Raw genomic sequence first — 13,829 nt, forward strand, 5'->3', positions numbered from 1 at the left:
CCGCCGACTTGATCGTCCCCTGGAACGCCGGACCCGCCTCGGTCACACCCAGGTGCAGCGGGTAGTCGCACTGCGCCGCCAGCAGACGGTACGCGTTGACCATCACCACCGGGTCGTTGTGCTTCACCGAGATCTTGATGTCCCGGAAGCCGTGCTCCTCGAACAGCGAGCACTCCCACAGCGCCGACTCCACCAGCGCCTCGGGGGTGGCCTTGCCGTACTTCTCCAGCAGCCGCCTGTCCAGCGACCCGGCGTTCACACCGATCCGGATCGGCACCCCGGCGTCCGAGGCCGCCCTGGCGATCTCCTTCACCTTGTCGTCGAACTGCCGGATGTTGCCCGGGTTCACCCGCACCGCCGCACAGCCCGCGTCGATCGCCGCGAACACGTACTTCGGCTGGAAGTGGATGTCCGCGATCACCGGGATCTGCGACTTCCTGGCGATGGTGGCGAGGGCGTCGGCGTCGTCCTGCGAGGGGCAGGCCACCCGGACGATCTGGCAGCCGGACGCGGTGAGCTCGGCGATCTGCTGCAGCGTGGCGCCGATGTCGGCCGTGACGGTGGTGGTCATGGACTGGACGGAGACCGGGGCGTCGCCGCCGACCGCGACCGACCCGACCTGGATCTGGCGGCTCTTGCGGCGGTCGGCGAGCTTGATCGGAACGGACGGCATCCCGAGCGAAATCGCGGTCATGTGCGTGGCATCCCCAAAGTACGCGAATCGAGGTCCCGGCGGCGTGGGCGGGCTCCGTTGAACGAGACTACGTCACCCCACCCACGCCTCCGACATCGCGCCTATGTCAAACGCACCGGATTGATGAGATCCGCGGCCATGACCAGCGCGGTGAAGCAGATGAAGATTCCGGCGACGACGTAGGCGGCGGGCATCAGCTTCGCCACGTCGAAGGGACCGGGGTCGGCCCGCCGGAGGACCTTGGCGATGTTCCGCCTGACGGACTCCCACAGGGCGCCCGCGATGTGCCCGCCGTCGAGCGGGAGCAGCGGAAGCATGTTGAACAGGAAGAGGGCCAGATTGACCCCGGCGAGCAGGCTCACCATCGTGGCGATCTTCTGCGTGGCCGGCAGCGGCAGCGAGAAGATGTCGCCGCCCAGACGAGCCGCGCCGATCATGCCGACCGGGGAGTCGGGCTGCCGCTCGGCGCCGTTGAAGACCGCGTCCCACAGGCCGGGGATCTTGCCGGGGAGCGCCGCCAGGGAGCGGGCGCCGTCCTCGGCGGTGGTGGCCATGTGGTCGATCGACTGTCCGAAGTCCAGCCTCACCACGCCGTCCGCGGGCGTGAAGCCGAGGAATCCGGCCTGGACGTACTGGTCCTTGACGATGCCCCCGTGCCCGTCGGTCTTGACGACCTTGTTGGCGATCAGGTTCGCGTGCAGGTCGACGGTCTTGCCGTCGCGCACGACGGTGATCGTGGCGGGGCCGATGGTCTTGCGGATCTCCTGCTGCAGCACCGTCCACTGGCTGTCGTCGACCTTCACCCCGTTGAAGGCCACGATCCGGTCGCGCTGCCGGAGGCCGGCCGCCTTGGCGGGAGCGGCCGGGTAGTCGCCGCGGGCGCAGGGGTCCTTGGCCTTGAGTGCCTGGGTGTCGGACGCGGGGATGACGCAGTCCGAGACCGAGCCGACCGTCGTGGTCTGGGTGGGGATGCCGAAGCCCATGAAGAGCGCCAGGAAGAGCCCGAAGGCCAGGATCAGGTTCATGAACGGGCCGGCGAACATGACGATCACGCGCTTCCAGGGCTTGCGCGTGTAGAACATCCGGGTCTCGTCGCCGGGCTTGAGCTCCTCGTACGCCGCGGAGCGGGCGTCCTCGATCATGCCGCGGAAGGGCGAGGTGGAGCGGGCGGCGACCCGGCCGTCGTCGCCGGGCGGGAACATGCCGATCATGCGGATGTAGCCGCCGAGCGGGATCGCCTTGATGCCGTACTCGGTCTCGCCCTTGTGCCGGGACCAGATGGTCGGCCCGAAGCCGACCATGTACTGCGGCACCCGGATCTTGAAGAGCTTGGCCGTGGAGAGGTGACCCAGTTCGTGCCAGGCGATGGAGACGAGGAGACCGACCGCGAAGACGGCGATTCCCAGTACCCACATGAGTCCCGTCATACGTGTGCCGCCTCCGTCGTCGCCTGTTCCGCAGCCAGTTCCCGGGCGCGGGCCCGCGCCCAGTCCTCCGCCTCGAGGACGTCCTCCACGGTGAGGGAGGTTCCTTCGGCGGGAGTGCCGTGCTCCTCTACCACCCGTGCGACGGTGTCCACGATGCCCGTGAAGGGCAGCGTGCCCGCGAGGAACGCGGCCACGCACTCCTCGTTGGCCGCGTTGAACACCGCGGGGGCGGTACCCCCGAGGCTACCGACGTGGCGCGCGAGCGCCACCGCCGGGAACGCCTCGTCGTCCAGCGGGAAGAAGGTCCACGTGGCCGCCTTGGTCCAGTCGCACCCGGGCGCGGCGTCGGGCACCCGCTCGGGCCAGCCGAGGCCCAGCGAGATCGGCATCCGCATGTCGGGCGGGCTGACCTGGGCCAGCGTGGAGCCGTCCGTGAATTCCACCATCGAGTGGATATACGACTGCGGGTGGACGACGACCTCAATGCGGTCGAAGGGAATGTCGAAGAGCAGGTGGGCCTCGATGACCTCCAGGCCCTTGTTCACCAAGGTGGCCGAGTTGATCGTCACCACCGGGCCCATGTCCCAGGTGGGGTGGGCCAGCGCCTGCTCGGGGGTGACGCCTGCCAGCTCCTCCTTGACCCGGCCGCGGAACGGGCCGCCGGAGGCGGTCACGACGAGCTTGCGGACCTCGGCGCGGGAGCCGCCCATGAGGGCCTGGAAGAGCGCGGAGTGCTCGGAGTCGACGGGCACGATCTGGCCCGGCTTGGCCACGGCCTTCACCAGGGGGCCGCCGACGATCAGCGACTCCTTGTTGGCGAGGATCAGGATCCGTCCCGCCTCCAGGGCGGCCAGCGTGGGGCGCAGCCCGATCGAGCCGGTGATGCCGTTGAGGACGGAGTGGCACGGACGGCCGGCCAGCTCGGTCGCGGCGTCCGGGCCGACCAGGACCTCCGGCAGGGGCTCGGTGCCGTAGCGCTCGGCCAGGGCCGCCCGCAGCGGGCCCTCCGCGGCCTCGTCCGCGACGGCGACCGCGGAGACGCCGAGCTGCAGCGCCTGGTCGGCCAGGAGCCCGACCCGGCCGCCCGCGGCGGACAGGGCCACCACCCGGAAGCGGTCGGGGTTGCGCAGGACGACGTCGATGGCCTGGGTGCCGATCGATCCGGTCGAACCCAGGACGACGATGTCGCGGGGGCCGTCGTGGGCGCCGCCGGCCGCGTCCGGTCCGGGCAGCCGCAGGTGGGGGTCGGCGAGAGAGTCCGTCATCCCCCCATTGTGTCCGGTCGCCGGCACGGCGGGGGCACCGCCTCCGGGAAGGCGGTGCCCCGCGCGCCGGGGGCGCGTCCCCGTCCGGTCAGCGGATCGGCCGGTGGACGTTCTCCTTGCGAGAGGCGCCCGGTGTGGTGTCGGCGATCCAGGGGCCGTCGCTGGACGGGTCGACGATGCCGGACTCGAGCCAGGTGTAGGCGCCGCCCAGGACCCCGTCGACGACCTTGCGGTCGATGGCGTCGGTGTTGGTCCACAGGCGGCCGAAGAGCTCCTCGACGCGGATCCGCGACTGGCGGCAGAAGGCGTCGGCGAGCTGGTAGGCCTCGCGTCCGTTCTCGCCCCGGGTGCGGAGCATCTCGGCGCGGACGCAGGCGGCGCTCATGGCGAACAGTTCCGCGCCGATGTCGACGACGCGGCCCAGGAAGCCCTGCTTGGTCTCCATCCGGCCCTGCCAGCGCGACATGGCGTAGAAGGTGGAGCGGGCGAGCTTGCGGGAGTTGCGCTCGACGTAGCGCAGGTGGGCGGCGAGGTCGGGGTGGCCCGCCGGGTGGAAGGCGGAGTACGCCCCGGGGATCTGGCCGGGGCCGGCCACCAGCTTCGGCAGCCAGCGGGCGTAGAAGCCGCCGGCCTTCATTCCGGCCCTGGCCTTGTCGCCGAGCGCCTTGTCGGGGTCGATCAGGTCCCCGGCGACCGACAGGTGGGCGTCGACGGCCTCACGGGCGATCAGCAGGTGCATGATCTCCGTTGAGCCCTCGAAGATCCGGTTGATCCGCAGGTCGCGCAGCAACTGCTCGGCCGGGACGCCCCGTTCGCCGCGGGCGGCGAGGGACTGCGCGGTCTCGAAGCCCCGGCCGCCGCGGATCTGGATCAGTTCGTCGGCCATGGTCCAGCTCATCTCGGACGCGAAGAGCTTGGCCAGGGCGCCCTCGATGCGGATGTCGTTGCGGTCCTCGTCGGCCATCTGGCTGGACAGGTCCATGACGGCCTCGAGGGCGAAGGTGGTCGCCGCGATGAAGGAGATCTTCGCGCCGACGGCCTCGTGGCGGGCGACCGGCCGCCCCCACTGCTCGCGGGCGGCGGACCACTCGCGGGCGATCTTCAGGCACCACTTGCCGGCCGCGACGCAGGACGCGGGCAGCGACAGGCGGCCGGTGTTGAGGGTGGTCAGGGCGATCTTCAGCCCGGCGCCCTCGGGGCCGACGCGGTTCTCCGCGGGGACACGCACCTGGTGGAAACGGGTGACGCCGTTCTCGATGCCGCGCAGCCCCATGAAGGAGTTGCGGTTCTCGACGGTGATGCCCTCCGAGCCCGCCTCGACGACGAAGGCGGTGATGCCGCCCTTGTGGCCCTCGCTCTTCGGCACCCGCGCCATGACGACCAGCAGGTCGGCGACGACGCCGTTGGTGGTCCACAGCTTCACGCCGTCGAGGACGTAGGAGTCCCCGTCGGGTACGGCCGTGGTCGCCAGGCGTGCGGGGTCGGACCCCACGTCGGGCTCGGTGAGCAGGAAGGCCGAGATGTCGGTGCGGGCGCAGCGCGGCAGGAACCGCTCCTTCTGCTCCGGGGTGCCGAACATCTTCAGCGGCTGGGGCACGCCGATCGACTGGTGCGCGGAGAGCAGCACGCCGATGGCGGGACTGGCGGAGCCGACGAGGGCCAGCGCCTTGTTGTAGTACACCTGGGTGAGGCCGAGGCCGCCGTACTTGGGATCGATCTTCATGCCGAGGGCGCCGAGCTCCTTCAGCCCGGTGATGACCTCGTCGGGGATCCTCGCCTCACGCTCGATCAGGGCCCCGTCCACCTTCGTCTCGACGAAGTCGCGCAGCTTGGCCAGGAACGCCTCGCCGCGCTGGACCTGGTCGGTCGACGGTGTGGGGTGGGGATGGATCAGGTCGAGCCGGAAGCGGCCCAGGAACAGTTCCTTGGCGAAGCTCGGCTTTCGCCATTCCTGTTCGCGGGCGGCCTCTGCGACCTGGCGCGCTTCGCGTTCGGAAACGGTGGGGCGGGCGGATGCTGCGGACATGGGGGCGTCACCTCGCGTCGGTTACCGACCGGTGCTACTTGTTCGTTAGTACCCCGGTTCCGGCTTGGTCACCAGCCCTCGCGCACGGGGCGCGGCGGCCCGGTGACCTCTCCGACGGCGATTCAGGCCGACGCGAGCAGCTTGCGCAGCGGAGCGGCGTCCGGGGCGGAGCCGCCCTCGGCGACAGGCCGGCCTGGGCCTCGGCTGCCGTGCCGGACTCCCCCTCGCCGGTGCCGCCGGCCGGCACCGGACGGACATCCTGATCCCATGTCAGTTCCGGCTGGACGGGCCGGATTCGGCGGGCGGGAGAGCGGCGGCCCCGATGTGGACCACGCCCCCGGGCTGCCTCCGCTCCGGGGCGGGAGACGGCCCTGGTCGACGGCGTCGAGCGGGGCCGCCACGGCCGGCCCGGTCCCCGCGGCGGGCAGCGGCGGCGCAGCGTTCCCGGCGGGCACGGCGGGCGCCGCCGGATCCGCGAGGGCGCTCCACTCCACTCGGGTGAACGCCCGGCTCGCGACCGGAGGTGCTCCTCGCCGTCCGCGAGAGCGTCACTTTACGTGCGCATGCCGACAGCGAGCACGGCGCGGCCGGGACGCACCGCACATGCGCCCCGGCCGCTGGAAGGGGTGGCTCCTCCTGCCGTGGGGACTACAGGGCGAGACCGGTCAGGACCAGGACCCGCTCGTAGGTGTAGTCGTCCATGGCGTACTTGACGCCCTCGCGCCCCACGCCGGAGTCCTTGACGCCGCCGTAGGGCATCTGGTCGGCGCGGTAGGAGGGGGCGTCGCCGATGACGACGCCGCCGACCTCCAGCTCGCGGTGGGCGCGGAAGGCGGTCTGCAGGTCGTGGGTGAACACACCGCACTGCAGGCCGAACCGCGAGTCGTTGACGACCGCGAAGGCCTCGTCGGCGCCGTCCACCCTGTGCAGGGACAGGACGGGACCGAAGACCTCCTCGGTGGCGAGGACCGCGTCCGCGGGAACGTCGGCCAGCACGGTCGGCTCGTAGGCGGCGCCGTCGCGCTTGCCGCCGGTGAGCAGCTTGGCGCCCTTGGCGAGGGCGTCGTCGACCCAGGACGCCACGCGCGCGGCGGCGTTCCCGTCGACGAGCGGGCCGACGTCGGTCGCGTCGTCCGAGGGGTCGCCGGTGACCTGCGCCCGGACCTTGGCGACGACCTTCTCCACCAGCCGGTCGTACACGGTGGCGTCGGCGACGACCCGCTGCACCGAGATGCAGGACTGGCCGCCCTGGTAGTTGGCGAAGGTGGCGATGCGGTTCGCCGCCCACTCCAGGTCCTCCTCGGAGGACCAGTCGGCCAGGACGACGGCGGCGGCGTTGCCGCCCAGCTCCAGGGTGGTGTGCTTGCGCGGCACCGAGTCCATGATCTGGTAGCCGACCCGGTCGGAGCCGGTGAAGGAGACGACCGGCAGCCGCTCGTCCTGCACCAGGGCGGGCATGCGGTCGTTCGGGACGGTCAGCACGCTCCACGAACCGGCCGGCAGGTCGGTCTCGGCCAGGATCTCGCCGAGCACCAGCGCGGACAGCGGGGTCGCCGGCGCCGGCTTGAGGATGATCGGGGTGCCCACCGCGATCGCCGGGGCCACCTTGTGGGCCACCAGGTTCAGCGGGAAGTTGAACGGGGCGATGCCGAGCACGCTGCCGCGCGGGAAGCGCCGGGTCAGCGCGAGCCGGCCGGTGCCGCCGGCGTCGGTGTCCAGGCGCTGGGCCTCACCGCTGTTGAAGCGGCGCGCCTCCTCCGCCGCCCAGCGGAAGACGGACACGGCACGGCCGACCTCGCCGCGCGCCCACTTGACCGGCTTGCCGTTCTCCGCGGTGATCAGCCGGGCGATCTCCTCGGCGCGCTCGGCCAGCCGCTTCGACACGTGGTCCAGGGCGGCGGCCCGCACGTGGGCGGGGGTCGCGGCGAACTCCGCCTCGACGGACTTCGCCGCGGCGACCGCCTCCTCCACCTGGGCGGGGGTCGGCACGCCGACGGAGGCCACGACGCTGCCGTCGTACGGGTTCACGACATCGAAGGTGTCCTCGCCGGTGGCGGGGCGACCGGCGAGCCAGAAGGCGGTGGGGGTGCTCATGCGGACCACGGTAGGGCGGGCGGCACCCGGCCGGTCTTGTCCAGTGAGTCCTACGGGCCGGCACCGATGCGACGTTTTGGCAGAACCCGCTCAGCCACCGGACTTGAGGGCCAGCCACAGCTCCATACGGACGTCCGGATCGTCCAGCGAGCGCCCCAGGATCTCCTCCACGCGCCGCATCCGGTAGCGCAGCGTGTGCCGGTGGACCCCCAGGTCCGCCGCGGCGGCGTCCCACTGCCCGTGCCGGGACAGCCACGCCCGCAGCGACGCGACCAGATCACCGCGGGCGGTGGCGTCGTGCTCGCGCAGCGGCCGCAACAGGCCGTCGGAGAAGGCCCGTACGGCGTCGTCACCCAGCAGCGGCAGCATCGAGCCGGAACCGACCTCGTCGTGCTCGACCAGACTGCGGCCGCGCCGCCGGGCGACCGCCAGCGCCCGCTCGGCCTGCTCGTGGGCGCCCGGGACGCCCGCGGTACCCACCGCGGCGGACAGCCCGGCCACCAGATCGTCACTCCCGTCGACCGCCGCCACGCAGGCCGGCACCACCTCGCCGTCCGCGGCCGCGAGCACCGTCAGCCGGTCCTCGTCCCGGACCGCCAGCACGGGCTCCGCGGCCCGCATCGCGGCCGTCTCCACCCGCTCGCCCAGCAACCCCACTGCGTCCGCCGCGTCCGCCGCGTCCGCCGCGGCCTCCGCGCGCTCCGCGACCAGCACGCGCACCGGAGCGTCGAACAGCCCGCCGTACAGCCGGCCCGCCACGGTCCGGGCGTGCTCCGGCTCCCCGACCAGCAGCATCCGCAGCAGCGCGGCGCCCAGGCGCTGCTCGGTGTCCTGCAGCGCCCGGGACTGCTCCAGGGACAGCGTCAGCAGCGCGACGGCGGCGTGCACGAGGTACCGGGCGGAGGTGTCGAGCCGTTCCTCCGTGCCGACGGCGAGGAACCCGCGGGGGCGCCGGCCGGTGCCCAGCGACTGCAGTTCGACGCGGTCCTCCGTGCCGGCCGGGCCCGCGACCGCGGCACTGGCCGGGGCGGGCCTGCCCCGCAGCCGCTCCACCTCCGCGGCGAGCCGCCCCGCCCGCCGCCCCGCCCACTCCGGTGCCGCGGCCACCACGGCGCCCGACGCGTCGTACAGCGCGGCCCAGCCGTTCAGGTGCGCCGCCAGCCGGGACAGCAGCGCCGTCGTCCCCTCCGGCGCGAGCGCCGCCCGGGTCAGCTCCCGCTGCGCCTCGAAGCCCGCGGTCACCGCCTTGTACCGGTCGGCGGCGAGCTCCGCGGAGACGGCCTTGCTGATCGCGATGAACGGGGTCTTGTGCGGCACCTCCAGCAGCGGCAGCCGGTGCGCCGCCGCCGCGTCCACGAGCGCCTGCGGCACGCTGTCGTGGCTCACCCCCACGCCGAACCCGAGGCCCACGACGCCGGCACCGGCCAGGCGCGCCACGTACTCGCCGAGTGCCTCGGGCGAGCCGACGTCCAGCTTGAGGCCCGTGGTCAGCAGGAGCTCGCCGCCCTCCAGGTACGGCGCCGGGTCGTCCAGCTCGCTGGTGTGCACCCACCGGACGGCGGCCTCCCCCAGGCGGTCGCCTCCGGCGAGGACGGCCAGCTTCAGGGCGGGGTTCCGCAGCAGCGAGGCGAGCGTGGGCGGCACGGGCTTTTTCTCCATCTCGGAGTGCGTTCACATCCGATTCTGCCTCACCGTATACCTGCGGTGCGGGCCGTTTGTCCGTGTGCGGGTCCGTTGTGGTTGCGGTTGGGGTTTTTCCCCCGCCCGCCCTCCCGATTGCCCCGGGACGTTGGTGCGGGTCTCGCCCGGTTCGGTTGGTGGGCCGGGGGCGGGGCCTCCGGGGTGGGCATTCTGTACCGCATATTTATGTGCATGGCGGGCAATCCGGATAGGTGCCGCTCTGCCGCACAACAAATACACGTCAGCGTCCAGAACGCCCACCCCTACGACCCCACCCCCTCCGCGAGCTGCGCGACCAACGCCCGGTGGGGGGTCAGTAGGGCATGTGCGGCAACCCCGGACCGCTTCCTCACCCCCCTCCGGCCGTCAGTCGCCCCAACCGACGGGAGGGGGTGTGGCGGGGTGCGCCCATGGGGGTCCCCCCGGCCGAAGGCTGGGGGAGACGAGCGGTGATGCCGGTGATGCAATGGCCCGGCAAATCCGCGAGCGCTGTGGGGGTCCCCCCGGCCGAAGGCTGGGGGAGTGCGCCGGCGCGGCCCCGACCCCCAACGCACGCAGCGAGGCGGTCACTGACCAACCGGGATGGGGGTCCCCCCGGCCGAAGGCTGGGGGAGGGCGGGCGGCGGGGGAAAACCCCCGCCGCAGGCGCAAACGACCCGCACACAAACAACCGGCCCGCACACGAACGCTCAGGCGCGCAAATCCACGAGCACCGGAGGGGCGTGCTCCCCGTCGACCGCGGTGAGGGAGACGACGGCGTGCCCCGCAGGGACCGCGTGGGCGAGGTCGGACGCGGACCACCGCTCGCGCTCGACGCGCCGCACCGTGACCGACTCCGCCGTGACGGCCTTCCCCGTCACCAGGCGCCGCACGGCATGCAGCACCCGCGTGAGCGGTTCGTCCGCGATGATCTGACGGTTGGTGACGTCGTGGACGTCGACCCATTCCTTGCCCCACACCTCCGCGAACCGGGCGCCGTCCCAGGCGGTGACCCCGGCGAGGGCCGCCCGGCAGCCGACGGCGCCGAGGAGGGCGCCGCGCAGGGTCTCGGGGACGTCGTCGAGGGTCCGGAGCGTGAGGACCGCGCCGGCGTTGGCGGAGCGCATGCGCTGCAGGCCGCGGACGGACTCCGCGGTCACCGTGTGGGAGGCGTCGTCGAGGACGAGGCAGGCGAACAGGGAGCGGTCCTGCCGGGCCGCGGCGCACTCGGCGAACTGGGCGAGGACGAGCCGCGCCAGCATCCGGGAGACCTCGGCGTGGCCCCGTTCCGGGAGGTCGATGCGGACCCGCAGGGGGTGTTCGAGGCCCCGCAGGGAGAAGGGGTGGCTGCCGCCGGTGGTGTCGAAGAACCCGGCGAACGCGGGCCGGTCGAGCAGTGCGATGCGGTCGGCCAGCAGGGGACCCGCGTCGCCGGACCGGGCGGACTGCCGTTCGCGGGCGTCGAGTTCGCGCAGCTGGCCCTGGGCTGCGGCGCCCCGGGTCTGGAGGGCGGACCGCAGCGCGGCCAGTGCCGAGGGGGTGCCGTCGAGCAGTTCGCGCAGTTCGGGGACGGAGGGGAAGCGGCCGTGGGCGGCGTGGAAGGGCCCGAGGATCTGGGCGAGTGCGGTGGCGGCCCGCCGGCTGTCACCGCCGGGCAGGGCGGCGGCGAGGTCGCCGACGAGCGCCTCGGCGAGGAAGCCCGCGGCCTCGTCGGGGTCGGCGGTGCCGCCGTACAGGTCGAGGTCGTACGCGGAGTCGGGGTGGCCGATCTTCACGACGACGTCGAAGGACTCGTCCGGCGCGAGCCGTGCCCCGTCGGTGCCGACCACGACGACGGCCGCCCGCCCGGCGAGGGCCTGCAGGCACATGAGTTCCAGCGCGGGCCGCACGAAGCGCACGGTCTTGCCGGAGCCGGGCGGCCCGACGGCCAGCAGGGAGGTGCCGAGGACGGACGGGTCGAGGGCGTAGTCCGCGCCGCGGTGGGTGCGGGGGTTGCGCTCGTCGTCGGGCGCGGCGCCGATGCGGACCTGGCCGACGAGCAGGTCGTACCGGGCGGTGCGTGCGGGCAGGTCGCGGGCGCCGGACGGGTGGGCGCAGGCGGCGGCCCCGTACCGCAGGACGGTGTCGGTGAAGGCGGTCAGCCGGCCGGGTTCGGAGCGTACGGACTGCCAGGCGCGGGAGAGGCGGGCGAAGTCGACGTCGTTCATCAGCCCGGAGCGGGCGTCGTCGGCGAGCCGGTCCGCGGCGTCGGCGGCGCCGCCCTGGCGGAGCGCGGGGAAGGCGGCCGGGTCCTGGGCGGGGTCGGCGGGTTCGCGGCCGGTGGCCGTGCGCTCGTCCTCGCGGGCGCGCCGGAGCGGGGCGGTGATGGAGCGGCGCCACAGTTCGGCCCAGCGGCCGATGCGGGCGAAGAAGACCAGCAGGGCGCCGCCGATGAGCGCGTAGTAGAGGTACGAGGCCCACAGGTAGGCGGTCTGGTTGCCGCCCGCCCGGCGCCAGGAGTCGGGGGTCAGCGCGAGCAGCGGCCAGAGCCAGTAGCTGCCGAGGTAGCCGTTCCACAGCAGGGACCACAGCAGCCAGCCGCCGAGGAAGGAGATGAGGGCGCCGGCGACGAGCTGGCGGCCCGGTACGGCGTCCGGGTCGGCGGCGGGGCGGGGGCGGTGGCCGAGGCGCCAGACGCCGGGTGCGGCGGCCGGGCGCGGGGCCCGCAGCCAGGCGAGGAGGCCGGAGCCGTCCGCTGTGGCGGACGGCGCGGACTCCGCGGGCGCGCGCCAGGAGCCGGCGCCCGGTCGGGTCCCCGGCCGCGGCGGTGGCCCTGGGGGCAGCGGGGGCGTGGCCGGGACGGCCCTGGGGGCGCGGCCGGGGGCGGCCGGGCCGGGCCGGGCACCGGGCACGGGGGGCGGTCCGGGGTGCGCGCCCGGCATCGGCCGGGCACCGGGTACCGGCGGCGTGCCCGGTTGCGGGCCGGGTCCTCCGGGCGGAGGCGCCGCGGGCTTCTCGTGCGTACCGTCGCGTTCCATCGCGTGTGCCACCCCTCGCAGGTCCGCACTCAATGTAGTCGAGCGGCCACCGCAGTCTGAAGGATCTTGGCACGCTCATGTCCGCCACGTCGAAGAGGCGTTCCGCAGTGCGCCCTATCGGAGTGTGCGGGGCTCCGCCGTACGGGCTTAGCCTGCGAGAAAAGACCACGGTTCGAAGGAGTACGTCCGCCATGACCGATCTGGCCCAGGAGCGTCGCCTCGTCACCCCGATCCCCGGCCCCAAGTCGCAGGAGCTGCTGGCGCGCAAGACGGCGGCGGTCGCGAGCGGCGTCGGCGTGACCCTGCCCGTCTTCGTCACCCGCGCCGGCGGCGGCGTGCTGGAGGACGTGGACGGCAACTCCCTGATCGACTTCGGTTCCGGCATCGCGGTGACCTCGGTCGGCAACAGCGCCGAGGCGGTCGTGCGCCGTGCGTCGGCGCAGCTGGCCGACTTCACCCACACCTGTTTCATGGTGACGCCGTACGAGGGCTACGTGGAGGTGGCCGAGGCCCTCAACGAGCTGACCCCGGGCGACCACGAGAAGCGCACCGCGCTGTTCAACTCCGGTGCCGAGGCCGTCGAGAACGCGGTGAAGATCGCCCGCGCGTACACCGGGCGCCAGGCCGTGGTCGTCTTCGACCACGGCTACCACGGCCGGACCAACCTCACGATGGCGCTGACGGCGAAGAACATGCCGTACAAGCACTCGTTCGGCCCGTTCGCGCCCGAGGTCTACCGCATGCCGCTGGCCTACCCCTACCGCTGGCTGACCGGCCCGGAGAACTGCGCGGAGGAGGCGGCGGCCCAGGCGATCGACATGATCACCAAGCAGGTCGGGGCCGGGAACGTCGCCGCGATCGTGATCGAGCCGATCCAGGGCGAGGGCGGCTTCATCGAGCCGGCCAAGGGCTTCCTGCCGAAGCTGGTGGAGTTCGCGCGGGAGAACGGCATCGTGTTCGTCGCGGACGAGATCCAGACCGGCTTCTGCCGCACCGGTCAGTGGTTCGCCTGCGAGGACGAGGGCATCGTCCCGGACCTGATCACCACCGCCAAGGGCATCGCGGGCGGTCTGCCGCTGGCCGCGGTGACCGGCCGTGCCGAGATCATGGACGCCGCGCACTCCGGCGGTCTGGGCGGCACCTACGGCGGCAACCCGGTGGCGTGCGCCGGTGCGCTCGGGGCCATCGAGACGATGAAGGAGCAGGACCTGAACGCCAGGGCCCGCCGCATCGGCGAGATCATGCTGGCCCGGCTGCGCGGCATGCAGGAGAAGTTCGAGGTCATCGGTGAGGTCCGCGGCCGCGGCGCCATGATCGCGATCGAACTGGTGGAGCCGGGGAGCAAGAACCCGAACGCCGCCGCCACCGCCGCCGTGGCCAAGGCCTGCCACGCCGAGGGCCTGGTGGTCCTGACCTGTGGCACCTACGGCAACGTGCTGCGGTTCCTGCCGCCGCTGGTCATCGGCGAGGACCTGCTGAACGAGGGCCTGGACATCATCGAGGGCGCGCTCGCCCGGCTGTGACCTGGTGCTTCGCCCGTGACCGAGCGGCTACGACACAGAGCGTGAAGAACGTGTGCGGGCCTGATGGCGGGAGGGTGCAACCCCTGCCCGGCGGCCCGCCGGTGACGTACGGTTTCCGCAGATG

8 protein-coding genes are annotated in these 13,829 nt (G+C 73.2%); 1 reads left to right on the plus strand and 7 read right to left on the minus strand.

Annotated elements, in window-relative coordinates; genetic code table 11:
- The 7 genes from ACFW3D_RS16475 to ACFW3D_RS16505 all read right to left on the minus strand — a co-directional run.
- Window positions 1–694, minus strand: a 694-nt coding sequence (locus ACFW3D_RS16475) for a flavodoxin-dependent (E)-4-hydroxy-3-methylbut-2-enyl-diphosphate synthase (protein ID WP_500504836.1), incomplete at its 3' end; no start/stop codon positions are given.
- 101 nt (window positions 695–795) lie between these two features.
- Complete coding sequence (locus ACFW3D_RS16480; RefSeq protein ID WP_500504837.1) at window positions 796–2,121, minus strand: M50 family metallopeptidase; 1,326 nt, start codon at window positions 2,119–2,121, stop codon at window positions 796–798.
- Window positions 2,118–3,386, minus strand: coding sequence for a 1-deoxy-D-xylulose-5-phosphate reductoisomerase (gene dxr, locus ACFW3D_RS16485; RefSeq protein ID WP_500504838.1), 1,269 nt, complete (start codon window positions 3,384–3,386; stop codon window positions 2,118–2,120). The genes ACFW3D_RS16480 and dxr overlap by 4 nt, the downstream gene beginning before the upstream one ends.
- Window positions 3,387–3,474: 88 nt before the next feature.
- Window positions 3,475–5,412, minus strand: coding sequence for an acyl-CoA dehydrogenase family protein (locus ACFW3D_RS16490; RefSeq protein ID WP_500504839.1), 1,938 nt, complete (start codon window positions 5,410–5,412; stop codon window positions 3,475–3,477).
- Window positions 5,413–6,060: 648 nt separating this feature from the next.
- Window positions 6,061–7,506, minus strand: a complete 1,446-nt coding sequence (locus tag ACFW3D_RS16495) for an aldehyde dehydrogenase family protein (RefSeq protein ID WP_500504840.1) — start codon at window positions 7,504–7,506, stop codon at window positions 6,061–6,063.
- A 90-nt stretch (window positions 7,507–7,596) separates the two neighbouring features.
- Window positions 7,597–9,150: a PucR family transcriptional regulator gene (locus ACFW3D_RS16500; protein ID WP_500504939.1), complete on the minus strand. Its 1,554-nt coding sequence runs from the start codon at window positions 9,148–9,150 to the stop codon at window positions 7,597–7,599.
- 725 nt (window positions 9,151–9,875) lie between these two features.
- Window positions 9,876–12,086 (minus strand): type IV secretory system conjugative DNA transfer family protein, encoded by a 2,211-nt coding sequence (locus ACFW3D_RS16505; RefSeq protein ID WP_500504841.1) that lies wholly within the window; start codon window positions 12,084–12,086, stop codon window positions 9,876–9,878.
- 287 nt (window positions 12,087–12,373) lie between these two features.
- Between ACFW3D_RS16505 and gabT the strand changes: the two genes are divergently transcribed.
- Window positions 12,374–13,705: a 4-aminobutyrate--2-oxoglutarate transaminase gene (gene gabT / locus ACFW3D_RS16510; RefSeq protein ID WP_500504842.1), complete on the plus strand. Its 1,332-nt coding sequence runs from the start codon at window positions 12,374–12,376 to the stop codon at window positions 13,703–13,705.
- The last annotated feature ends 124 nt before the right edge of the window (window positions 13,706–13,829 follow it).

This window comes from Streptomyces sp. NPDC058864 (genome assembly GCF_042742985.1).
Lineage (GTDB): Bacteria > Actinomycetota > Actinomycetes > Streptomycetales > Streptomycetaceae > Actinacidiphila.

Excerpts from the sequence above, each read along its gene's own strand:
- ACFW3D_RS16505 (WP_500504841.1), bottom strand. The coding sequence starts at position 12,086 with ATGCCGGGCGCGCACCCCGGACCGCCCCCCGTGCCCGGTGCCCGGCCC.
- ACFW3D_RS16495 (WP_500504840.1), bottom strand. The coding sequence starts at position 7,506 with ATGAGCACCCCCACCGCCTTCTGGCTCGCCGGTCGCCCCGCCACCGGC.
- ACFW3D_RS16480 (WP_500504837.1), bottom strand. The coding sequence starts at position 2,121 with ATGACGGGACTCATGTGGGTACTGGGAATCGCCGTCTTCGCGGTCGGT.
- gabT (WP_500504842.1), top strand. The coding sequence starts at position 12,374 with ATGACCGATCTGGCCCAGGAGCGTCGCCTCGTCACCCCGATCCCCGGC.
- dxr (WP_500504838.1), bottom strand. The coding sequence starts at position 3,386 with ATGACGGACTCTCTCGCCGACCCCCACCTGCGGCTGCCCGGACCGGAC.
- ACFW3D_RS16490 (WP_500504839.1), bottom strand. The coding sequence starts at position 5,412 with ATGTCCGCAGCATCCGCCCGCCCCACCGTTTCCGAACGCGAAGCGCGC.